General features: G+C 36.3%; 23 protein-coding genes. 10 read left to right on the top strand and 13 right to left on the bottom strand.

Going from position 1 to position 22,674, the window contains the following annotated elements; genetic code table 11:
* The first annotated feature begins 2,671 nt into the window (after positions 1-2,671).
* The 7 genes from LGB01_04930 to LGB01_04900 all read left to right on the top strand — a co-directional run bounded on the left by LGB01_04930 (position 2,672) and on the right by LGB01_04900 (position 7,746).
* Positions 2,672-2,848: a hypothetical protein gene (locus LGB01_04930; protein ID MCB4753544.1), complete on the top strand. Its 177-nt coding sequence runs from the start codon at positions 2,672-2,674 to the stop codon at positions 2,846-2,848.
* 150 nt (positions 2,849-2,998) lie between these two features.
* Positions 2,999-3,976 carry a DNA polymerase III subunit delta gene (locus LGB01_04925; GenBank protein ID MCB4753543.1) on the top strand — a complete coding sequence of 326 codons (978 nt, stop codon included), beginning with the start codon at positions 2,999-3,001 and terminating at the stop codon, positions 3,974-3,976.
* A 125-nt stretch (positions 3,977-4,101) separates the two neighbouring features.
* Positions 4,102-4,479 carry a 30S ribosomal protein S6 gene (gene rpsF / locus LGB01_04920; GenBank protein ID MCB4753542.1) on the top strand — a complete coding sequence of 126 codons (378 nt, stop codon included), beginning with the start codon at positions 4,102-4,104 and terminating at the stop codon, positions 4,477-4,479.
* A 25-nt stretch (positions 4,480-4,504) separates the two neighbouring features.
* Positions 4,505-4,978 (top strand): single-stranded DNA-binding protein, encoded by a 474-nt coding sequence (gene ssb / locus LGB01_04915; GenBank protein ID MCB4753541.1) that lies wholly within the window; start codon positions 4,505-4,507, stop codon positions 4,976-4,978.
* 11 nt (positions 4,979-4,989) lie between these two features.
* A complete protein-coding gene (gene rpsR / locus LGB01_04910; GenBank protein MCB4753540.1) occupies positions 4,990-5,253 on the top strand; it encodes a 30S ribosomal protein S18 in 264 nt (87 codons plus the stop codon).
* Positions 5,254-5,437: 184 nt separating this feature from the next.
* Positions 5,438-7,267: a S8 family serine peptidase gene (locus tag LGB01_04905; protein MCB4753539.1), complete on the top strand. Its 1,830-nt coding sequence runs from the start codon at positions 5,438-5,440 to the stop codon at positions 7,265-7,267.
* Positions 7,264-7,746, top strand: a complete 483-nt coding sequence (locus tag LGB01_04900) for a hypothetical protein (protein MCB4753538.1) — start codon at positions 7,264-7,266, stop codon at positions 7,744-7,746. Before LGB01_04905 ends, LGB01_04900 begins: the two co-directional genes overlap by 4 nt.
* A 15-nt stretch (positions 7,747-7,761) precedes the next feature.
* Here the strand turns inward: LGB01_04900 and LGB01_04895 are convergent, their stop codons facing one another.
* Genes LGB01_04895 through LGB01_04880 form a run of 4 tightly spaced genes read right to left on the bottom strand, consistent with a single transcriptional unit; the run spans position 7,762 to position 10,114 of the window.
* Positions 7,762-8,463, bottom strand: coding sequence for a class I SAM-dependent methyltransferase (locus LGB01_04895; GenBank protein MCB4753537.1), 702 nt, complete (start codon positions 8,461-8,463; stop codon positions 7,762-7,764).
* Positions 8,456-9,076: an ATP phosphoribosyltransferase gene (gene hisG, locus LGB01_04890; protein MCB4753536.1), complete on the bottom strand. Its 621-nt coding sequence runs from the start codon at positions 9,074-9,076 to the stop codon at positions 8,456-8,458. Before hisG ends, LGB01_04895 begins: the two co-directional genes overlap by 8 nt.
* 2 nt (positions 9,077-9,078) lie before the next feature.
* Positions 9,079-9,762, bottom strand: coding sequence for a type III pantothenate kinase (locus LGB01_04885; GenBank protein ID MCB4753535.1), 684 nt, complete (start codon positions 9,760-9,762; stop codon positions 9,079-9,081).
* A 7-nt stretch (positions 9,763-9,769) separates the two neighbouring features.
* Positions 9,770-10,114, bottom strand: a complete 345-nt coding sequence (locus LGB01_04880) for a hypothetical protein (protein MCB4753534.1) — start codon at positions 10,112-10,114, stop codon at positions 9,770-9,772.
* Positions 10,115-10,338: 224 nt separating this feature from the next.
* On the opposite strand from LGB01_04880, the gene LGB01_04875 reads away from it, so the two are divergent.
* Positions 10,339-10,728: a hypothetical protein gene (locus LGB01_04875; GenBank protein MCB4753533.1), complete on the top strand. Its 390-nt coding sequence runs from the start codon at positions 10,339-10,341 to the stop codon at positions 10,726-10,728.
* Positions 10,729-10,781: 53 nt separating this feature from the next.
* On the opposite strand, the gene LGB01_04870 is transcribed toward LGB01_04875, so the two are convergent.
* From LGB01_04870 to LGB01_04860, 3 genes are all read right to left on the bottom strand, one after another.
* Complete coding sequence (locus LGB01_04870; protein MCB4753532.1) at positions 10,782-11,066, bottom strand: TetR/AcrR family transcriptional regulator; 285 nt, start codon at positions 11,064-11,066, stop codon at positions 10,782-10,784.
* Between the two features lie 83 nt (positions 11,067-11,149).
* Entirely contained in the window at positions 11,150-11,521 is a 372-nt protein-coding gene (locus LGB01_04865) for a helix-turn-helix transcriptional regulator (GenBank protein MCB4753531.1), read from the bottom strand.
* 15 nt (positions 11,522-11,536) lie between these two features.
* Positions 11,537-12,370 carry a DnaJ domain-containing protein gene (locus LGB01_04860; GenBank protein ID MCB4753530.1) on the bottom strand — a complete coding sequence of 278 codons (834 nt, stop codon included), beginning with the start codon at positions 12,368-12,370 and terminating at the stop codon, positions 11,537-11,539.
* A gap of 144 nt (positions 12,371-12,514) precedes the next feature.
* On the opposite strand from LGB01_04860, the gene LGB01_04855 reads away from it, so the two are divergent.
* Complete coding sequence (locus tag LGB01_04855) at positions 12,515-13,297, top strand: RNA methyltransferase (protein ID MCB4753529.1); 783 nt, start codon at positions 12,515-12,517, stop codon at positions 13,295-13,297.
* A 20-nt stretch (positions 13,298-13,317) separates the two neighbouring features.
* Here LGB01_04855 and purH read toward each other — a convergent pair whose 3' ends face one another.
* Entirely contained in the window at positions 13,318-14,850 is a 1,533-nt protein-coding gene (gene purH, locus LGB01_04850; protein MCB4753528.1) for a bifunctional phosphoribosylaminoimidazolecarboxamide formyltransferase/IMP cyclohydrolase, read from the bottom strand.
* An 89-nt stretch (positions 14,851-14,939) separates the two neighbouring features.
* Positions 14,940-17,165 carry a phosphoribosylformylglycinamidine synthase subunit PurL gene (gene purL, locus LGB01_04845; GenBank protein ID MCB4753527.1) on the bottom strand — a complete coding sequence of 742 codons (2,226 nt, stop codon included), beginning with the start codon at positions 17,163-17,165 and terminating at the stop codon, positions 14,940-14,942.
* A 104-nt stretch (positions 17,166-17,269) separates the two neighbouring features.
* On the opposite strand from purL, the gene LGB01_04840 reads away from it, so the two are divergent.
* Positions 17,270-17,947 (top strand): dUTP diphosphatase, encoded by a 678-nt coding sequence (locus tag LGB01_04840; protein MCB4753526.1) that lies wholly within the window; start codon positions 17,270-17,272, stop codon positions 17,945-17,947.
* 121 nt (positions 17,948-18,068) lie between these two features.
* On the opposite strand, the gene LGB01_04835 is transcribed toward LGB01_04840, so the two are convergent.
* The 4 genes from LGB01_04835 to yidC form a co-directional block, all read right to left on the bottom strand.
* Entirely contained in the window at positions 18,069-18,725 is a 657-nt protein-coding gene (locus tag LGB01_04835) for a carboxypeptidase regulatory-like domain-containing protein (GenBank protein ID MCB4753525.1), read from the bottom strand.
* A gap of 143 nt (positions 18,726-18,868) precedes the next feature.
* Complete coding sequence (gene mnmE / locus LGB01_04830; GenBank protein MCB4753524.1) at positions 18,869-20,209, bottom strand: tRNA uridine-5-carboxymethylaminomethyl(34) synthesis GTPase MnmE; 1,341 nt, start codon at positions 20,207-20,209, stop codon at positions 18,869-18,871.
* A complete protein-coding gene (locus LGB01_04825) occupies positions 20,202-20,987 on the bottom strand; it encodes a Jag N-terminal domain-containing protein (GenBank protein ID MCB4753523.1) in 786 nt (261 codons plus the stop codon). Before LGB01_04825 ends, mnmE begins: the two co-directional genes overlap by 8 nt.
* A complete protein-coding gene (gene yidC / locus LGB01_04820; GenBank protein ID MCB4753522.1) occupies positions 20,984-22,609 on the bottom strand; it encodes a membrane protein insertase YidC in 1,626 nt (541 codons plus the stop codon). Before yidC ends, LGB01_04825 begins: the two co-directional genes overlap by 4 nt.
* Positions 22,610-22,674: the final 65 nt, after the last annotated feature.

Here is a 22,674-nt window from a genome sequence, read left to right as displayed (position 1 = left end):
ATGGATAAGTCACTTGCCAGTAAAGGATTAACAGTAAACATATGTGCTGTCTGTGGGTCAGCTTCCAGGTATAGTCATTTCATGTGCATAATTGTGAGTTTAATGGTGCACTTTGAAATACGATGGGGTGTCCTGATATGCGTGTAACTCGTCTGCCATATATTCCACGGTTACGACTAACAGTCATTTTGAATAATGGTTGCTACAAAGGCATAACAACCATCGTACAATCATTTACAATAAGTTGGGTCTGTCCCGCGGTCCCGCCATAAAACATATAAACTGTGCTAACAGCAACGGCTTTCAGCAATAGTATGATAACCATGCAATGACGTATCATAATGCCCAATGTATTGGTTCATGAGCAATGACCCCTCAGACCTCCTCTTCGGTAGTAGCTGCAACAGTCGCTTCTATTACAGCTACTGCAACTTTGTCTCATAGTCACGACCTGTAACTTAAGCATTTGGTTTGTTCTGGAATGATATAAAGTGTTGGCATTAGCAATCCTGCACGCTGTGTTAACCGTTCAACAATCCCATATAAACCATAACATGCACGGTCGACAAGGATGGCATTATGGTGACTAAGTACTGCTTGATCGCTTTATGGTAGTAGCATAAATTCATGCCTGCTGCTATTAAAATGCAATAACCATTCCACTTTGTCCAGCAGTGTCCCTGTCAGATGAAGAGCAGAGTCAATCCAGTCATCAGCATGTAGGTTTTGAGTTGTTCCATAATTTCCTAATTTATGCAAATATAATATTGCTTAATCATAGAAAAAGAGTAGAGTGAAGGTAAATGTATGGAATTTTCTTCCAGCAATAGTGTTTATTTATGTAAGAGTATATTAAAGTTTTTTAAATAAAATATTACTCAAAAACTGTATTAATGAATATAAATAAACTTCACCGACACAGCAATTATTGTGGGTAGAGGAGTAGCTGGTTCTTCATTTACTTTTACTTGCTAGATATACAGACATAAAAAATATTATTTTATTTGAAAGTATGATGAACTAACTAGCTAAACTCTAATCTAAAGCAAACTCCAGACACTGCATGTAGAATATTGAGACAAACTATACGTTTGATAAAGCTGTAAAGTGAAGAGATGCCTCACTCATTCTAATTATATTCATCATTGTAATGGCGTAGAGCTGGTTTGTTAGAATAAAATGGTTTTAATAATGAAGTGAAAAGAATGAAATTAAAACGATATGAAGTTTCTGCCTCTTTACCCCTGGCCCGAATTATGGGATGAAGCATTTTTGGCTATGCATGAACCTAGTACTTGAAGAGCATGAAGCCCATTATGGCTATAGGTGCTGAGGTCAAATCTAACGGTAGATTACAAGAAATTAAGTGAGTTTTGCCCAACATGCCTTAGATACAGATAAAAATGTTCAGTTACATTATAATGAAGAGTAACCACATCAACATAAAAAATAATGATGGTACTTTTAAGGATATATACTAAAAATAGTAATTTTAAGCAAAGGGTGGTTGTAGTAAATGCAGGTGCTTTCCTCTTTGCTTTGCACAAGCTATGGAACATGGAAGAATTATATCTTACCATAGGAGGGTCTCTTTTACCAAGAAAACTTTTAGTTAAAGTGTATAATTAAGTCTAAGCTACCTTATATAATTCAATACGAATTATGATTGGCGTACTACCAAAGTGGAATACCCGCTTTGGACCTAATGCATTTACATTGCCAAGCTAAGTTTATATAGTTTGCATGTAAAAGTTTGTTGTGTCTGCTTTTGCATTTAGGTAAGAGCAGTAGTAAAGTCTATATTAAAATCTTTTAAAGACAAAACAATACATGGTATATATTAAGGAGAATTTTCTGAGAAGAGATTCTAATGATGGAAAAAACTGTTTTTATAAAGATGCAATCATCCTTCTCTTGTATAGGTGATATATAACATTTGCAGAAGGGTGTGGAGTATGCGACTAAATTATAGATAAAATAAAAGAGCTACTTTTAGACTGAGCAAAAATGAAAGAGGATGGTGTATTAAACCAGTAGGAGCGACTACCTCTTTGGCCTATTGCTGAAGGACTCACGAGTAGTATGTAAACACTTGGGAGTTAATTTGATGAAGAAAAATATAAAATGAGATATGAGACCAGTAGCTTAAAGAAGACAGTCTAAATGAGAGTTGCAGTATAGTTGATGGGTATCTCTGTTTGAGCTATGAATATCCAACTTTAGTACTGAAATATAGGAAGGTACTAGACTAAAGGAACAAGATGTCGTATTATTTGGATGTAATCACGAACTTTATTAAATTAAGGATAATAGATCTACATTAAATGTATTATGACAAGGGTGTGACCTTGAACATTATCGATCAGAAGACTGTTGCGATGATTGGTTTGGTTCTCAGGACATGCACGTACAGGAAAATCTTAGAGATTCAGATGTGAATGTTGTTATTGGTGAAAGGGAAGTTCATGGAAAAAGCCCTGAAATAAAGCACAGTATTTACTGTTACTGAAGCTTAACTGCCAAAGCAGATGTTATGTGATTCTTTTGCCAGATGAAGATGGGCGTATTTATACTGAAGAGATTGTGAAACCTCAAAAAGGGTGCAATAATTGCCTTTGGTCACAGGTTTTAATATCACCTGGACACGTAAATCAGAGCAGATATTAATGTTATGATGGTAGCACCAAAGCACCCTGGACGCTGGTGCGTTCTGAATTCACCAGGGTGGCAGTATTCTGATTTGATTGCAGTAGAGGCAAATCAGAAGTGGTACGACAAAGAGCTTGCACTCTCTTATGCGTCTGCAATTGGTGGTGGTAGAACGGTATCATTGAAGTATAACATTTAAAGATGAAACTGAAACAGACCTTTTGGTGTGAGCTGAGGCGGTACTGTGGTGGTGTGAGCTTTCACTTGGCCTGACCTGGTTTGGCTTACTGACAAAAGCAGGGATGTGCACCAGAGCTTGCATATTTTGAATGTTTCATGAACTTAAGCTATGTACCAAAGAGAATTTGACCAACGCCTCAAACAAGCCCTACCCAAAGCTGTACTACTTTATGGTGAAAATGATTATTTAATTGACCATTACATAAAGCTATATATAGATAATCTTAATGCTAAAGAATCTATGTTGTCACTTTACCATGATGAATGGAACTTTGAACAGACCAAGAACTTTTTATCTCAGACCTCTTTGTTTGGCGGAACCAATCTTGTGGTGATAAAGCATGAAAAAAAGATACCCAAAAAAGAACTCGACATTCTTATAGAGCTAGCCAATAAAAATAGTGATAACTACTTCATCTATAGCTATAGTGGTACAGCAAGCAATGCCAAAACACTCCAAAGTAGCTTTACTGACAAAAAAGGTGGTGTATGGGTACGCTTTTTTGAGCCCAATATCCGTGACAGTATTCCCATACTTCAGCAAAAAGCAACAAAGATAGGGCTTGATATCGACCACTATGCCCTACAACACCTTATGCTTCTGCTCAACAATAACCTTACACTCTGCATAAATGAACTAGATAAGCTTGCCATACTTAACACTCGCATTACCAGTAAAGACATTGATCGGCTTGTCTACTCAACTGCTCCACTTGCTGTTGAAACACTTCTTATGGAGATATTTAACAAAAAACCTATTACGACTACAATCTCCAAGTTACTTGAATTAGGTGAAGATGAATTCTCTATACTACGCGTAGCACAGTATTTTATCAATGAGATTTTCCTCATTAATGCCTATATCAAAATACATGGACAACCTGATTTTAAGGAAATATTTGGTTTTCTACCACCCCAATTTGTTCGTGACCAAAAACAACAGCTTGCCTTACGTGTTAAATCTATTTCTCTACTGAAAATCTATGAACACTTACTTGAAAGCGAAATAGTCATGAAGCAAGCACCTATCGCACAAAGGGAAGTATTGCTTTACAGTATGCTCATTAAGATACAGCAATACCTGTAACTCTCTTCTTTCAGTAAAAAACAAGATAATTTCTGCTAATATATTGTTTCCAAAAATTCCTGCTCGTTTTTTTTGGACGGACTTTTTCGCATTTCAAGACGGGCTACTAAACCAAAAGGAAACACATGACTTGTTATGAAACACTGTTTGTTGTCAAACCAACACTAACAGAAGAAGAAATAGCGACACAGATTACTAAAATCAAGGATGTTCTTGCAAAAGTAGATGCAGAACTTCTTGCTACCAACGACATGGGTATGAGAAAACTTGCCTACCCTATAGAGAAAAACAACAGAGGGTATTACACAGTACTTTACTACAAAGCACCAGGTGAAGCAATTGCAGAAATCGAAAGAAACCTCAAAATTAATGAAGAGGTCATTAAGTTTTTGACAGTAAAATATGTCAAGGGCAAAGAGATTGTACAATTTGATAAACTTATTGCCGCTACCAATGATAAGAAAAAAGAGAAGAGTAAAAACAAAGAAGCTATAGAAGCTTAGTAGGCGACTTTACAGGAGCAACCCTATGTATAACAAAATTATTTTAGCAGGAAACCTTACTAGAGACATTGAAGTGAGATACACCCAAGGTGGTGCCGCTATTGGCAGTACTGCTATAGCAACTACAAGAAAATTCAAATCTCAAACAGGCGAGCAAAAAGAAGAGGTTTTATTTGTAGATATTACTTTCTTTGGAAGAACTGCTGAAATAGCAAACCAATATTTACGTAAGGGTAGCAAGATTCTAGTGGATGGTAGACTAAAACTTGATCAGTGGACAGCACAAGATGGTAGCAAACGTTCAAAACACTCAGTAACCGTTGAGAACATGACAATGCTAGGTAGTAAAAATGATAATGAACAAGGCGGCTATGATTCTCCTGCTCAACAGCAGACATATGATGCACCTACTCAACCAACACCACAGGCAACACCACAACAAGAATCAACATCTAGTATTCCAGAAATAGATATTAACGAAGACGAAATACCATTTTAGGAGAAATATTCATGGCAGAAAGAAGAAAATTTAAAAAAAGATATTGCAAATACTGTGAACAGAAAGTTGATTTTATTGACTATAAAGATCTCAACACACTCAAGTTTAGCCTAAGTGAGAGATTCAAAATTATGCCAAGAAGATTAACTGGCAACTGCAAACATCACCAAGAGATGGTTACAGTGGCAATTAAAAGAGCGAGACAAACTGCACTCATTCCTTATATTGTTGATAGAAAAAATGTCATAGAGAGCCCATTTGAGATTATTAAATAGTATTTTCTAAAAAAACAAACCATAATCTCTTCTAGATAAATATTTAGAAGAGATTATATGAATCCCCATGCAATACACTCTACATAAGTACTGGTTGATACATTTTAAGTCAAGCTATAACTATATTACTCTATAATCTCTAATACAAACTGTAACAAATCAAACAAATAGAATAGAGTCAAAAATGAAAAAGTACCTCATTATAATTATAGGGTTATCAATAACTTTAATATTGATAACTGGTTGTCGATCAAAAAGTGATACCAGTGTCTCTGCTACTACATCAAATATACAAAAATCCCCTGAAGGCAATAGCACTATTATTAATTTTTTACGTAGAGGCGATAGTGATAATGACTATATTCCAGATAATATTGAACTTATTCTTGGAATGGATCCACACAATCCAGATGAAGATGATGACGGTACCATTGATGGCTTACAGACAAGTGGAGATTATGGAGATACATTCTTTGATAAACAATGGTATATTCGGAGTACTGGCGTAAAGAGTGGATCAGCACCAAGCTCAACAACAGTAGAAGGGAATGATTTACATCTTCTTAATCTTTATCATCGTTATATGGGTCTTCATGCAGGAGTTGTACAGCTTATTGATACAGGCATAGACTATACCCACGAGGACCTTAAAGACAATCTGGACTTAGACCTCTCACGAAATGCAAAACAGCATTATCGTTCTATAGGTTCACCCGAAGAAAGGCAAAATGGTTCTTATCATGGTACTATGTGTGCAGGCATTATTGCAGCAAGAGCCTTTAATGGAAAGGGTGTTCGTGGAATTGCTCCATTTGTCAAATTGGCAGGTAGTAACTGGATAGATAGCAATCAAACTACAACAGAACTTGAGGAAGCTTGGACAAGAGGTGACCCAGATGGAAAAATTATCTTAGTCAGTAACAGCTGGGGAACACCTAGCGTAGCTTCTCCAAATACATATTTTGAAGATCTTATGGAGTATGGAGCAAAGTATTTAAGAAAGATTGATGGGATTGCAAGAGGAAAACTCTTTCTTAAGGCTGCGGGGAATGGTCGAAAAAACAAGCATGATGCCTGTCTTGTCTATGAATCTTCCAATCGATATGTTATTACAGTTGCATCTCTTAAGAGTGATAATACCTATGCATCTTACTCTTCTCCAGGAAGTTGTATCCTTGTATCGGGCTATGGTGGAGCTGGAAACATCTTGCAACTTGCTGCTATTGCGACAACCTATCATACAGGTGGATCTGCTAAACCAGATAATATTGCCATTAATAGAGATGGAGGATGTCTGCTAGTGAGACAGTCAGACAATCAATGCACCATGCCGACATGGGAAAATGATGACGAGCTCAACTATACATACGGTATGAATGGAACCAGTGCAGCTACACCAACTGTTGCAGGAGTATTGGCTTTAGTGCTTGAAGCCTGCCCCAAACTCAACTGGAGAGATGTAAAATATCTCATTGCCAAACATGCCATTAAGGTAGATCCAGATAATCCAAGCTGGGTTACCAACAGTGCTGGACTACATCACAGTGTTGATTATGGTTTTGGTCTAATTAATGGTGAGGGCATGGTTGCTGATTGTGAAAAGAAATATACTCCCCTACCACAAAGCGATACAATAGAAGAAAACTTTAATATTGATTCTAATATTTCTATTCCAGATAATAATCTTAGCGGTATTAGTTACAGCTTTGATGTAACAAAAGAGCTAATCATTGAATGGATGGATGTTACCATCACTTCTGATCACTCTTATGGTAGTGACTTAGAAATCTATCTTACTTCACCTGCAGGAACTACTACACGATTAATGCTAGGGAAAAATAGTGCTCGCAATTACTCACTTAAGCGTGGATTTAGATATGGGTCAGTAGCATTTATGGGAGAATCAACAGCTGGCACATGGACACTTAGAATTGCTGACATTTTCAATGGAGATGAGGGTTCACTACAACATGTCAAATTTGGTGCATTTGGACACCATAGGGAGAGACAATGAAAATAATCATACTAATTACAATAGTGGCTATTTTTGGTAATATACTTTATGCCAATAAAAAGAAGGTCTTACTTATAGATAATGCAGATATTGTCAAATCAAGAGGTATTAAAATAAGCACCATACGTAATGGTATTATTGCAGAAAAAATGGTTTATCCTGCAAAAAAAGTAGACTTGTTGCAGCATACCCAATCTACATCAATAGAAAAACCCACAGAATATCTTTTTTCTGATGGAACAAAATTTAATTCGAAAAGTCATATTATGATCAAATTTAATAAGGGTAAGGAAGCTAACATTAAAGAATTAGAGCAAAATTATCACCTAAAATTAATTAGAAAAATGACAAGTGGAGATTTTCTATTTAAAATTATAAGAGGAGATACGCTTCAAGCTATCAATGCTATTCTTAAAGAGGAGAGTGACAAAATAGAACGTATCTCTCCAAATATTAGCTTCAATATGAAACCACTTTAGGGTATGTGCTGGTTTTTATACCTTTTGAAAAACCAATAGTAGTTTATCAGGTTCATCAATATAGAGTGTAATTTGATGTACAGAAATTAGTTTCATATTACTATATGCTCCTAAAGAGTCTTTTGAATGAAAATATTGTTTAATTTGATTTTTTTCTTTAACAAAACAGTTACCCTTTTGTTCAAAAAGTGTAAAATCTGCCCTATACTCTCCTGCTTCAAAATTACTGTCTATGGCAAGAAATCGCTCTTTATCCTCTGTAATCAAAGCACCTACGGCAACATTTTCAAATCCATATAGCGTATTGATATCAAAAATAAAAAATCCACCCTTATTCAAATGCTCTCCAACATAGAAGAAAAAACTCTCAAGTGCTTCGGCAGGAAGATAGTTTATCATATCAAAAACTGCCGTAATGACATCATATTTTCCCTCAACCATACAAAGATCAGTTGCTTCTGCATCAACCCCTTTAGCTTTTGCACGCTCAACCATGACTGGGCTAAGATCTATGCCTTTGGCTTTGACATGAGAGAACTTTTTTTGTAGTTTGGCAAGATAAGTACCACTACCACAACCAATATCAAGTAACGAACTAAAAGAAAGTTGGGAGAGTATATCGTAGTAGTAACCATAAAGCTTCTCTATGGCTTCACTATTTTCCAAAAGATCCTCTACTTTAGCATAGAGATCAAGTGAATCTATTGTATTAGCCACGATTCTTTATAATATTTTTAATTTTTTCATAAAGAGAGAGTATTTCTCTTTTTTTGGCATAGAAGCTATTTTTATTTGCAATGAGATGTGCAGAGGAATCCATGATATTTTCTGCAACCCTTAGACCATTCTCACGCATCGTATTGCCTGTTTCAACAATATCCACAATGGCATCAGCAAGTCCAACAAGTGGTGCCAGTTCAATAGAACCATAAAGCTTAACCACTTCAACCCCAACTGCTTTTTGGGCAAAATAATTCTTAGTGATATTAACCATCTTGGTTGCTACCTTGATATTGGGACGACTCCAATCAAGCTCATCTTCATTTTTAATACCAATAGCAACTTTACACTTTCCAAGTTGCATATCGAGCAGTTGAATAATATCAAGTTTCTTTTCTGTAATAACATCAAATCCTACTATACCAATATCTGCAGAACCATGCTCTACATAGGTCGGCACATCCTGATTTCGTACATTAAGAAAACGAAACCCTTCTTTTTCCATAATGAGTTCACGACCCTTAAACTTAAAATCACCACCAAAAATCTCTCCAAAAATCTCTAGTGTCTGCTCTGCAATCCTTCCTTTTGGAAGTGCTACTGTTAACATATTTATGCCTTTGGTTTAATAAAACATTTATCCATGAGAGAGACACCACTATTCTTCACCCTTGTACCTAATAGAGCATACATTATGCCCTTAAAAACAAGTGCTTCATCGTATACTGCATCTTTAATAAAGTGGGAGAGTAGCTTTCTATCTCCACCAATAATATAAATTTGTTTATTCTGTTGGTACTTCTCTATGAGTATTTTAATGGGTGCAATTATACCATAGTTTATCTGCTCTTTGGTTGTAAGTGGTAGACGGGTCAAGTCTAGTTTCTCTTCAAAAGAGACATCCAGCATAGGCGATATATTACCATAGCACTGCAATATTGCCTTAATGCCGGGAAAGATACAGCCTCCTTTGTAAAAGCCCTGTTCTACTACATCGATAGTGATGGCAGATCCAGCATCAACAAATAAACCATCATTATGGCTTAAACATAATGCTTTTCTGTCTACACCCATTGTTGCGTATTCTCCAGGTAATTGTATCAAGGATGAAACATTTTCCCATCCTTTTATACAACTAATTTGCTCTTCAATATGACTATTGACAGAGATATACCTTAATGGCTTATTTTGGTATTGCTTTATAGCATCATGATGATTTAAATGCACTACCTTGCTCCCATCATAGATATGAAAATGGGTATTTCCAATATCTGCCAAATATATCTGCATATTCATTGTTGGCTTATTCTCTGCTACCTATTTCTCGATGAAATACTTTCCACCCATGCTCATTAAGCATCGTTTTAGCTTTGGAGCAAAGTGGTGCATCTATCAAGATATAGCAATATGGAATCATTGCATCAATATAATTTTGGATTTTTTGATGTAACACTATAATCTCTTCAGTCTCTTTGCGTAATACGCGACTTTTTTTTGATAAACACATTACCAGTCCATAATACCCTTTGAGATTGATCCCCAAATAGATTTCAATCTTTTTACGTGTGCCAAGTTCTTTTGGAAAAATGGGTTTAAGTGACTTAAAAATAATATTCTTTTGTTGCAAATACTCTACAATATTTTTCATATACCCTTCTGTCTTCTTTTATACATTCTAAGTCCATTATATCATACATTTTACTCTTCCATCCAAATATTAAGTATACTTTATTTTGATCTTCTTAATACTCCTGTATATAAATTTATTGATCAGTAGTAGATAAAATCTATATATACAATCTATTTTATAATAGATTCACAATAACAATTATATAATTAGATTACATTTCTAAACCGAATGGAGAGAATACTATGCTAAAAATACTGCAAATAGGCACCATTACTATTACGCTTTTACTTCTAGGTGGTTGTGCTGCTACAAGCTATGAAAACTTTGCAAAAACCTATAACAGCTGGGTTGGACAGAAGATTCATACATTCACCGACCAAGTAGGCTACCCTGACAACACATACAAGCTAGCAAATGGAAATAAAGTTTATGTCTATAAGAAAACACAGATTTATGCTTCACCAACACTTACTCCCATATTTGGCTACAATTCATGGGGTCATCATAACAATATCGGTATAGGATACGGTACTGGCATCAGTTATAAAACAACTTGCAAACTTTTTCTTGAAGTAAATAAAAAAGGGATTATTGTCAGATGGAGATCAAAGGGTAACAACTGTCGTATGTAGTAAATTAGGTATTGGAAAAAATATTGATAAATATACTTGGCATAGGAAATGTATTACAAAAAGATGATGGTTTTGGGGTATATCTTCTCTTTGGCACTTACGTCAAGCATATTGATCTCGCGTATCTTTTCACCGAGTACTTCAGAAGTATACTTAATAATCTCCTGCGCAAGAATATTTTTAGAGGAAAAGTAATTATAGAGATTTCCTACACTCATATTAAGCTTTTGTGCAATATCAGGGATGGTAGTTTTATGAAAACCGTTTAGAGAGAAGAGTTGCAATGCAATTTGAATAATCGACTCACGCTTAAGTGCTTTTTTATCTATGGCTTTCAAGAAAATCCTCTTCAATATATCAAAATTATAAAATAATATTTCATAAAAAATTATTCTAGCATACTTCTAGCTTGAAGACAAAATTACTCTTCAAAAATAATAATGTCATAACTGTTCTTGGTTACTAGTGCCTTGCTAGAGTGTACCGATCCATTACGATTGACCTTGCTTAATTCATCTCGAAGCATATCAATCTCTTGTTGCATTTGATCTATCTGCTCCTTAAGTTGCAACACGATATCCACACCAGCAAGATTGACCCCCATTTGTCGTGTCAGACGCAAAATAAGCTTCATGCGATCAATATCGCACTGTGAATAAAGACGCATGCGTCCCTCTGTACGTGATGGTTCGACTAATCCTTCACGCTCATACTGCCTCAGTGTTTGTGGATGAATATCCAACATTGATGCTACTACCGAAATAAGATATACCGGTTCATCATAACCATGCATCTGCCTGCTCCTTTTTTAGAGTTTTTCTTCACACATCTTTTTTAGCTCAGGGTCAAATAAATCTACATCTGGAAGAATAATGTTGGCTACAAGATAAAGGTCTCCCCTAAGTGCCGTTTTCCTATCTAATACTCCTTGACTCTTTAGTCTGAACTTCTGACCATTTTTGGTATTTTTAGGTACCTTTAACGATACTTCTTTGCTTGGTGTCTCCACCTCTACCTTTCCACCAAACAATGCCTCTTTGAGTGGTACATCAAAAGTCTTATGGAGATCATTACCTTTTCTTTCATACTCAGATGAGTTTACTATCTCTATTTTAATGAGCAAGTCACCACGGTGACCATTGTGCTCTTTTCCCTTTCCACGTACTCTCAGTGTCTCACCATGCTTAATTCCTGCAGGAATTTTAATATCAAAACTTTGATTATTAATATTGATATGGTGCTTACCTCCATTAATAGAGACCATAAACGGTACAGTAATACGAGTATGTATATCTAAATCTGGGGTTTGAAATCCTCCAAATCCTCCAAATCCTCCTCCACCACCACCAAACATTTGACGTAGAATTTCATCAAGATCTACACCAGTTCCCTGACCTCTTGCAAAGTCATGGAAGTTCTGACCACCAAACATCTGATCACCAAACTGATCATACTGTGCCTTCTTCTCGGAATCACTTAATACTTCGTAAGCAGCATTAATCTCTTTAAATTTCTCTTGTGCTTCTGGGTCTTTATTGATATCTGGATGGTATTTTCTCGCAAGTTTTCTATAGGATTTTTTAATCTCATCAGCGCTTGCATTTTCGCTAACCCCTAATGTTTCATATAAACTTTTTGACATATCCCATCCTCTTGCCTGATCTCAATTATACTTAATCTTGATTTAATTTTAGAAACATTATATCAAAAATCTTTAGTCGATGTCAATCAACCTTAATGCTTTTTTGTACTTTTTCTCCTATAAAATTTACAGTACAATATACCTATGAAAAAAGTATCTGTCAATACTATAGACCATTCAAATATACAAGTCTATCGCAAACTTAGAGAAAATGCATTTGGAACAGATGGCTCCTTCATTGCTGACAGTCCCAATGTGATCAAGTTGCTGTTAGCCGCAGGAATTAAAGCCAAGAGTATCTTCACCACACCAGAATATCTTGAAAAATATACTCATTTTTTTACAAACTATAATATTCCTATTATTTATATTGCTAAAAAGTCCATACTTGAACAGGTTGTCGGACACCGCCTTCATCACAACGTCATGATGCATGCTCTTCGCCCTAAAGAGACGCCGCTTGAAGTACTCAGTGAACATATTATTATGCTCACTGAAATCAGTAATGCCGATAATATTGGTGCTATCGCCAGAAGTGCGGCTGCATTAGGAGTCAAAAGCTATCTGGTTCCACAGCAGGGACCACATCCCTATAGTCGCCGTGCCGTACGTGTCAGCATGGGTCACATTGGAAAACTACACTATCACCGTTACGATAATATCAAAGAGACACTCGCAATACTTAAAGCAAAAGGTTATCATATTTTTGCTGCTGAAGTAACTAAGGACTCAACACCACTCATGGAGGTTAAAGTACCTAAAAAATGGGTACTTTTGATGGGGCATGAACAACTTGGAATCAATGATGATATTTTAAAGTTATGCAATGAAGTAGTAACCATAGAAATGGAAGAAGGAATCAAGAGCTTCAATGTCGCTATTGCTGCTTCTATTATGATGTATCAAATGAAAAGGATAGCTAGATAATATTTTATATATTCTATTTTTTAGTGCAGAAAGTGTCTGACAGTTGTAAAATAGAGTGAAATACCATATTCATTTGCTGCTTCGATAACTTCATCATCGCGGATGGATCCACCTGGTTCGATGATGGCACTTATGCCTGCTTTGGCTGCTGTATCAATAGAGTCTCGGAATGGGAAAAAGGCTTCACTTGCCATTACTGCACCAGAGACATCAAGTCCCATCTCTTTGGCTTTTTTAAGTGCACATTGCGTTGCATCAACACGGGAAGTCATTCCCATACCTACTGCAATCATGGTAGAGTCTTTGACATAGACTACACAATTTGATTTGGTCAGCCCTGCAACCTTCCATGCAATCTCAAGATCTTTCATCTCTTGTACTGTTGCCTGCTTCTTAGACTTGCGCTTAGCATTGTGTACTTCATTATCACAAATACAATCAGAATTTTGGAAGACGAAACCTCCATCAACATGCTTAAAATCATATTTATCTTTGCTCATCACCAGTTTTTTACCACCTTGTGAAAAGAGCTTGAGACGCTTCTTTTTTTCAAATACTTCCAATGCTTCAGGGGTAAAATCTGCTGCCATAACTACCTCAAGAAATATCTCGTTCATCTTCTTGGCAAGTTCACCATCAATGACACCGTTTACCGCAACAACGCCACCAAAAGCAGAAACGGGATCACATTTAAGTGCTTCGGTATAACTTTCAAGTAATGTATTTTTAATAGCAAAACCACAAGGGTTTCCATGTTTAACAATACAAACAGCATTCTCATTACCAAACCTACTAGCAATCTTGAGCGCGCCATTAACATCATTAATATTGTTAAAGCTTGCCTCACCCTTGACCTGCTTAAAGCAATCAGTAAAATGACTTTCAAACTCATAAAGTGCACCATCTTGATGTGGATTCTCTCCATAGCGAGTCTGAAAAACCTTCTTTCCTGTGATAAACTGGTACTCCCCAAAGCCTTCATTGAAACGCCTATTCATATAGTTAGCAATCATACTATCATAGGCTGCAGTATGCTCAAAAGCCTTAATCATAAGACTACGTCTGAACTCCAAAGTGTCTTCTTTGCTCTTGAGGACCTTAAGTACCATATCGTAGTCACTTATATCGGTGACAATAAGCACATCATTAAAATTCTTTGCTGCCGAACGCACCATAGTTGGTCCGCCAATATCAATATTTTCAATAATTTCATCAAAGTCATTGGTTCGATCAATAGTTGCTTTAAAAGGATAGAGGTTAACGCAAACAAGATCAATACCATCTATATCCAAATCTTGCGCCTGCTTCACATGCATTTCATCTTCACGCTTATAGAGAATACCGCCATGTACATATGGATTAAGTGTTTTCACTCTTCCCTCAAAGCACTCAGGAAATTTAGTGATTTCATCAATCTCAATAACTCTTATCCCTGATTCATCCAATTTACTATAGGTGCCACCTGTAGAGATAATTTCCCAACCAAGTTTTTCTAAACCTTTTGCAAACTCAACAATGCCAGACTTGTCACTTACACTCAATAATGCTCTCATTTTATTCTCCAAAATTAATCATTGAACTTGCTACTTCAAACTTAAAAAAGTAATTAAAATCCATTAAAATCATTTGTATTCTCTCCTGCTTATAAATCCTGTTCAATTGTTTGAGAAAATGTATTGAAATAGATATTTTTTACCTTCTCAAGTGGAAGCTCTACATGATTGATACACACAAGATTACCACCGACTGTACCGATTACCTCTGCTTTGAGTCCAAGTTTTTGTATCATTTCCATAAGCATATCAAGCTCTTTGGTACTCGCTACCTCAAGAAGTGCACGACTTTGGGATTCACTAAAAATATCACGACTATCTGTCACTTCCATATTAACACAAATACCAATGTTTCCTATCGCAGCCATTTTAGAGAGTGCTATAGCAACTCCACCGACATTAATATCTTTAGCAGAGATAAGCAAGTTTGCCTTGTTTGCCTCAATCACAAGATCCCATAGTTTCAATTCAGTTGCATAGTCAAAAGAGGGTAATTTTCCTACTGTTTCGCCATAAAGCTCTTTAATGTAAAGTGATCCACCAAATTCACTTTTAGTCTCACCTACAAGCACAATATATGAATTGGTTTTTTGGAAATATGATGGTAATACTTTATTTTGGTCATCGTTGAGCCCTACCATTACAATAGTGGGTGTTGGAAAGACAGAGATACCATTAGTTTCATTATAAAGAGAGACATTACCAGAAACAACTGGTGTATTCAGTTTTTCACATGCCTCTTTAATTCCTTCGCATCCTTGTGCAAACTGCCACATCACTGTAGGATTTTCAGGATTTCCATAGTTCAAACAATCGGTAATAGAGAGCGGTTTTGCTCCACTCATCGCAACGTTACGTCCAGATTCTATTACTGCCAATGCTGCACCACCTTTGGGGTCAATATAGCAATAGCGTGGGTTACAATCAGAACTCATTGCCAATGCTTTTCCATTCTCTTTAACACGGATACTTGAAGCATCAAGGCTTCCAGGATGCTTGGTTGTATTGGTCTGCACCATAGAATCATACTGATTATAAACCCATGCCTTATCTACTACCTCAAGAGAGGATAACAGTTTTTCGTACGCCTCTTGGTCAGCTACTGGTGAAAAATCATCTATATTTTTCATATTGACTTCATCCAAATAGGCAGGTCGTGCTACAGGACGATCAAGCATAGGTGCTTCTTCACTCACAGGAGCAATCGGCATATCACATACCTTTTCTTCATACCAAAATAACTCCATGCGTGCCGTATCAGTTACCCTTCCAATAACAGCTACATCAAGACCCCACTTCTCAAAAATATCAATAATCTCTTGCTCTCTACCCTTTTTGGCACAGATAAGCATACGTTCTTGGGACTCAGACAGCATAAAATCGTATGGAGTCATACCCTCTTCACGTGCAGGCACTTTATCAAGGTTAAGTCTAAGTCCTGCTCCTGTTTTTCCTGCCATTTCAAAAGAGCTTGAGGTTAATCCTGCTGCACCCATATCTTGGATACCCACAATCGCATCAGTTTTAAAAAGCTCCAAGCATGCTTCAAGCAGCAACTTCTCAGTAAACGGGTCACCCACCTGTACTGTTGGACGTAATACCTTAGATTCCTCAGTAAAAGAATCGGAGCTCATTACGGCTCCACCTAATCCATCACGACCTGTTTTAGAACCAACATACATAACAGGATTATCTATACCTGATGCCACACCAAGGAATATCTCATCAGTTCTTACCAATCCTATAGAAAAAGCATTTACAAGAATATTGCCATTATAGCTTTCATCAAAACTTACTTCTCCACCTATCGTAGGTACTCCCATACAGTTTCCATAGCTTCCAATACCATCGACAACACCACGTACAAGATGTCTTTGATACTTGGCTGCTTCATCATCACCCCTGACACTACCAAAGCGCAATGCATTAAGGTTGGCTACCGGACGTGCACCCATGGTAAAAATATCACGCAAGATACCACCTACACCTGTTGCTGCCCCCTGAAAAGGCTCAATAAATGAGGGGTGATTGTGGCTCTCCATCTTAAAAACTGCTGCCATTCCATCACCAATATCAATAACTCCAGCATTTTCGCCAGGTCCCTGAATAACCCACGGTGCTTTAGTAGGAAAACCATTGAGATATTTTTTACTCGACTTATATGAACAGTGCTCCGACCACATTGCAGAGAATATACCAATTTCAACAATATTAGGATGGCGACCATCAAGAATACGTAGAATATCTTCATACTCCTCCTTGGAAAGCTTGTGGTTTTTTAATACTTTATCTAAATTTTCAACTGGTTGTGACATGAAGGGTGTCCTTTACAAGGATAAATAAGGGGCAATTATAGTCAAAAGGTGCTAAAGAGGGGCTTTTTGGTATGATTTCATAAACAATTATACAAGGTGGACGAATGAATAAAATTCTCCAAATGCTAAAGCTTCAACAACAACTAAACGATGCTACAAATGGCAAGGGGTGGGAGAGTGGTGTCACAAAGAATGGTAAACCAATTAACTGGAAACGGTGTAGTTATCTCGAATGTGCCGAATTAATAGAAAGTTATCCATGGAAGCACTGGAAGAATATTGATGCTAAACCCGACTATGAAAATATTAAAATTGAAGTGGTGGATATCTGGCACTTTATTATGTCGCAAGCATTAACTGATTACAAAGTCGGCGGGCTAGGCAATATTGAAACACTGGCAAAAGATATTACAAACCTGCAAAATTTTGAAGACTTTAAAGTAAAATATATACCCATAAAAAAAGACTACTATGTACAAATTGAAGCTATTGAATTGCTGATACATGCTCTCTTTTGTGGCGAATCGATAGAGAAACTTATTATGCAATTCTTTAATATTTCCATACAGTCAGGACTTAATCTTGACAATCTCTATAAACTCTATATTGGTAAAAATATTCTTAATCAGTTCAGACAGGATCATGGATACAAAGAGGGAAGTTATATCAAAATATGGAACAATGAAGAGGACAACGTAACCATGCAACGTATTTTAGACAATGAACCAGAAATTACACCAGAAGCATTGTATGAAAAGTTGGAAGAGACATATCCGGTATAACTTCTACAGAATACAATTTATGAGGATCGAAAATCATAGATAGAAAATCTTGACTTTGCTTTAACGATTATATATCAAATGTGTACAAAATGATATTCTAAATATTTCGATAACATAACTATCAATTATCAAAGAGTAATCTTCCTGCAAGATCCTTCTCTACAATCTGTTCATCCCATACACTAACTTCTGTCGTAATACGAATATTTTTTAGGTTTTTATACCCACACTCCCTACTGCATTTAACTATACCAATTAGATAGTAACTTCCTGATGGAACACCATAGAAGGCAAAATTTCCATTGATATCAGAAGAAGTAAAACGCAGATAATTAAAAAGTCTATCATCAGCTTTCTCCATTTTACGTCCATCAATATAGCTCTCATTGTACCACTGGTCAGAGTAGCTTGTTTTTGGGTTAAGATAAAGACGCGTCGTTCTTCCGTAAATCTTTTTACCATAGCCATTTATTATATAGATTTTTCCACGAATCGTTCCTTTTCCTATGTGTTCTAGAAGGCTATACTCATCCATAGGAAATGAAATACGGGCAACCTTTTCTGTCTCATCATTTATTGCTGTACCACTTTCAATTAGAATCTGGTCAATATCAGAGATATCAATATTCTCCTCATCCTCTTTACTGCTATTGCCCCACCTGTCCTGTCCATACCTATTCTGATCTCCCGAAAGCTGTGGCGTCTTTTGTTGCGTACACCCAGCCATGAACCAAAACAAAACAAGAGAAATCATCAATAGCCTATAGATTGCTTTCATTGCTTATATCCTTCCTAAATTGTATCATATTATACAATAGTAGCTTTAATCAAGTTCCTTTTAGGTATCTTTTCATAATACTGAAAAAACCTCTATACAAAATTTTTCCTCTTTGTTGTCTGCGAGTATTACCTTTAAAAATTCTACTTCCCAAGACAGAATTCTCCAAACATTTTATCTAGTATTTCTTCATTATCATAGGGTTTTGAAATTGATGAGATCGCTCTAACGGCTTCTTGAAGATAATAAGAGAAAAACTCTAATTCACCCATTATTAATGGCTGTTTCGCTTTAAGAATAGCATCTTTGGCTCTCTTTACTGCCTCTATCTGTCGTGCAGAGATAAGCATCAACTCCTCATCTTCTCCAACGGAATCAAAAAAGTGCTCTAATGCTTCTGTAAGCTTTTTAAAACCTCTCTTTGTGCTTATCTCAATTGGGACAAAATCTTTAAATATATCCTTTTGAAGTTTCTGTTTAAGATCAGACTTGTTAATTGCTATTATAGCGTGCTTCTCTTTCCTATTTGCTACGATAGAAAGAATTTTTTCATCTTCTATATCAAAAGACCTTGAACCATCAAAAAGTGCAATGATAATGTCAGCATCTTCAACTGAATTCATTGAACGCTCAATACCAATTTTTTCAATAGTATCCTTTGATTCACGTATTCCCGCTGTATCAACAAAGCGAACAATATGTGATCCAATGCGTATTTGCTCCTCAATGGTATCACGTGTTGTTCCTGCAATATCACTAACAATGGCACGCTCATAAGAGAGTAGTGCATTAAGCAAAGAACTCTTTCCTACATTAGGCTTACCAATAATTGCTACCTTAAAACCCTCGATAAGCCCTCTTCTTCGATGGCTAGTGTCAACAACATATTCTATTTTATCAATAAGATTTTCAAGTTGAGAAGCAATACTAAGTGTAGTATCATCAGGAATATCCTCTTCAGCATAATCAATCATCACTTCAGAGTAAGCAAGTAGGCGAAACAATGCTTCTCTGCTCTCTTCTACAAATTGCTTTAGCTCTCCCTTCATCTGCTTTACCAATATCTTTGCAGCATTAACGCTCTTGGCTTCAATCAGTTTAGAGATTGCTTCTGCTTCAGTAAGGTCTATCTTGCCGTTAAGAAATGCTCGTTTAGAAAATTCTCCAGGTCTAGCAAGTCGCGCACCAAAAGAACAAGCTGTATCAAGTATCTCTTGTGCAACAATCATGCCGCCATGACACTGAAACTCAACAATATCTTCTCCAGTAAAACTATGAGGTGCAACAAAATAGATTAAAATAGCTTGGTCAATCAACTTATTGTGCTGATTATAAAGTGAAGTCAAATGTGCATTTCTTGGAACAATCTTCTTACAAGATGAAATCTTTTGTGCAATTTCAAGTGCATACTCACCACTGAGACGTATGATAGAGATAGAGGAGATGCCATTGGCTGTTGCAATAGCTGCAATAGTATCAGTCATAAGACTTTGTGTGGAACTCATTGACAACAACAAAACGTTTTCCTGATTTGCCAATTTTAATTGCCACATATTTGTCTGGAAATGCTTCACGTAGTTGTTCAAGTGCAATCTGTACTAAAATACCATCGAAAAAACGAGTCTTTCCTTTGCCATACTTCCGCACATTCTCAATGACTGGTTGAATATAATTACGAATCATTTCCTGTTGAGAGGTTAAAAATTCTGCAATCTCTAACTTAACATAAAACTGATATTTTGTATGAAGCCAATTAGAGAGCATATAGGATAGTGCATTATAACGATACCCTTCTTTGCCTATAAGCAGTGCTGCATCCTCACCATCAATAAAAATGAGTGCTGTACTATCCACCACATCTACTTCCACCACATCTATATCAAAGCAAGATATCTTCATAAGATACTTTAGGCTCTTTTCAATACTCTGTGCCAACCCAACATCAGTAGCAGCATTATCTGTATTAAAAAAATTTTCCACAATAGTATTACTTTTTACTATAGGTATTATATCTTCCTGAGCACTCTTTTTCCTGTTGGTGCTTCTACTAGAAAGTTTCTCTGTTGCTACTGAAGTAATATTTGTATCATCTAATATCTTCTTTCTTGTAGCAACAACAATTGCTTGCTTTTTGAAAAGCCCAAAGAGACCTTTAGAGGGATACTGTATCACCTCATATTGAAGTTCTGTCACAGAACAGGAGAGCTTTGTGGCCACAAGCCTATATGCCTCCTCAAGGGTTGATGCTTCAACCTTTGTCATTTGAGTTCTCCTCTTTTCTTGTCTGCTACAACCACAGATACTTTCTGCTTCTGATATGCATTATTAATCACATACTGTTGTCCGATAGTAAAGATATTATTAACCACCCAATAGAGCACTAACCCTGAAGGAAAAGGCATGATGATAAACATTAACGCCATTAATACAGGAAAGAATTGGAAAATCTTCTCCTGTAGTGGATCTGTAAAGTTATTTGGTGTAATCTTTTGCTGAAACCACATTGAAAAACCCATTAAAATAGGAAGAATATAATAAGGATCAGCTGTAGCAAGATTTTCTATCCATGCTGGAATCCATACAGCACCTTGAAGTTCATTGGCATTAAGAAGTACACGATAGAGGGCAAAAAAGACTGGAATTTGTAATAACATTGGTAGACATCCACCCATTGGATTAGCGCCATGCTTCTTGTACATCTCCATCATCTTCATATTAAGTTTTGCTGAATCATCTTTATACTTCTCTCTAATCTCTTTCATCTTTGGTGCCAAATCTTTAAGCTTCTGCATTGACATCATCCCTTTATAAGAAAGAGGAAAAAGTATCAGTTTAACCAGCAATGTAAAAAGAATGATTGCCCATCCCCAGTTACCAATATGGTTATGAATCCACAAGAGTACTTTAAAAAACGGTTTTGAAAGGAAAGTAAACCATCCAAACTCAATTGCGTCTGTCAACTCAGGATTAATTGCTTCAAGGGTTTTATACTCTTTGGGACCAATATATCCACCCAATATCAATTCTGGTTTTCCTGCTATAAAAATTAATGGTTCTCCCTCTCCCTCTTTTAAAATAGAAACATTCATCTTCTTCTCAAAGCTATAAAACATTGTTGTCACATAGCGATCAAATGCCGAAGCAATGAGAGCATTTCTAAATACTTCATCTCCCTTGGCATCACCATCCTCTATAGTCTTAACAACACCATCGGGCGTCTTGACCAACGCACCACGCACGAGCATATACATAGATGTATCTGCCATAGGTCTGTGTCCTGGTGTAACAAAATAAGATACTGGATTGCTCAGCTTAACCTCTAATCTATAGGCACCGCTAGGTTGTACTGTTAGTTTTTTGGTCACAGTAACCTTGGAAAGTGTCTGTGTCAATGTCACTGTCACTGCTTTATTTCTAGCATCCTGTACACCATCTACAGATGGGATATAGGGTGTTTTAAATGCTTCTTCATTTAATGCTGTGTCAGTAAAACGGATTTCAAGTGGTTTTGCCTTATCTTTACCTAATATTTGAAGGTTATGTCCCTCTGTATTTTGATATTTTTTCTCCAAAAGCTCAAACTGTACAATACGTCCAAGCTTATCAATATCCATTTTGAATGTATTGGAAACAATTGTTAACAATATATTTGATGTAATCACAGGTATATTCTTAATTGTTTTATCTGAGGTAGATTGTACAGTACTAGGTACTTTTTTTGTAGAAGAAAGTACCGGTGATGGTACCACTTTTGATACCACCTGTGTCTGCTTGGAAGAAGATAGTGATTTTTGTGGCACAAAGAGATAACTGTAGCCTGTAAATACAAGGAAGGAGAGAGCGAGGGCCAAAAGTAATCGTTTATTTAAATCTTGTTGTTCCAAAATTGTACCTTTAGTCAATTAATTGTGATGCTCACAGTATAGTCTTAACTGTGTTAAATTCTGTT

Source organism: Sulfurovum sp. (assembly GCA_020525365.1).
Taxonomy (GTDB): Bacteria; Campylobacterota; Campylobacteria; order Campylobacterales; family Sulfurovaceae; genus Sulfurovum.
The sequence above is the reverse complement of the archived record's forward strand: the minus strand, read 5'-3'. Positions and strand labels throughout refer to the sequence as shown.

Coding starts and splice junctions, on each gene's coding strand:
- mnmE (MCB4753524.1), bottom strand. CDS start 20,209: ATGACTGATACTATTGCAGCTATTGCAACAGCCAATGGCATCTCCTCT.
- LGB01_04930 (MCB4753544.1), top strand. CDS start 2,672: ATGATGGTAGCACCAAAGCACCCTGGACGCTGGTGCGTTCTGAATTCA.
- hisG (MCB4753536.1), bottom strand. CDS start 9,076: ATGTTAACAGTAGCACTTCCAAAAGGAAGGATTGCAGAGCAGACACTA.
- purH (MCB4753528.1), bottom strand. CDS start 14,850: ATGAGAGCATTATTGAGTGTAAGTGACAAGTCTGGCATTGTTGAGTTT.
- ssb (MCB4753541.1), top strand. CDS start 4,505: ATGTATAACAAAATTATTTTAGCAGGAAACCTTACTAGAGACATTGAA.
- LGB01_04880 (MCB4753534.1), bottom strand. CDS start 10,114: ATGAAAAATATTGTAGAGTATTTGCAACAAAAGAATATTATTTTTAAG.
- LGB01_04925 (MCB4753543.1), top strand. CDS start 2,999: ATGTACCAAAGAGAATTTGACCAACGCCTCAAACAAGCCCTACCCAAA.
- LGB01_04875 (MCB4753533.1), top strand. CDS start 10,339: ATGCTAAAAATACTGCAAATAGGCACCATTACTATTACGCTTTTACTT.
- LGB01_04905 (MCB4753539.1), top strand. CDS start 5,438: ATGAAAAAGTACCTCATTATAATTATAGGGTTATCAATAACTTTAATA.
- LGB01_04900 (MCB4753538.1), top strand. CDS start 7,264: ATGAAAATAATCATACTAATTACAATAGTGGCTATTTTTGGTAATATA.
- LGB01_04860 (MCB4753530.1), bottom strand. CDS start 12,370: ATGTCAAAAAGTTTATATGAAACATTAGGGGTTAGCGAAAATGCAAGC.
- purL (MCB4753527.1), bottom strand. CDS start 17,165: ATGTCACAACCAGTTGAAAATTTAGATAAAGTATTAAAAAACCACAAG.
- rpsR (MCB4753540.1), top strand. CDS start 4,990: ATGGCAGAAAGAAGAAAATTTAAAAAAAGATATTGCAAATACTGTGAA.
- LGB01_04840 (MCB4753526.1), top strand. CDS start 17,270: ATGAATAAAATTCTCCAAATGCTAAAGCTTCAACAACAACTAAACGAT.
- LGB01_04835 (MCB4753525.1), bottom strand. CDS start 18,725: ATGAAAGCAATCTATAGGCTATTGATGATTTCTCTTGTTTTGTTTTGG.
- LGB01_04825 (MCB4753523.1), bottom strand. CDS start 20,987: ATGACAAAGGTTGAAGCATCAACCCTTGAGGAGGCATATAGGCTTGTG.
- LGB01_04855 (MCB4753529.1), top strand. CDS start 12,515: ATGAAAAAAGTATCTGTCAATACTATAGACCATTCAAATATACAAGTC.
- LGB01_04865 (MCB4753531.1), bottom strand. CDS start 11,521: ATGCATGGTTATGATGAACCGGTATATCTTATTTCGGTAGTAGCATCA.
- LGB01_04885 (MCB4753535.1), bottom strand. CDS start 9,762: ATGAATATGCAGATATATTTGGCAGATATTGGAAATACCCATTTTCAT.
- rpsF (MCB4753542.1), top strand. CDS start 4,102: ATGACTTGTTATGAAACACTGTTTGTTGTCAAACCAACACTAACAGAA.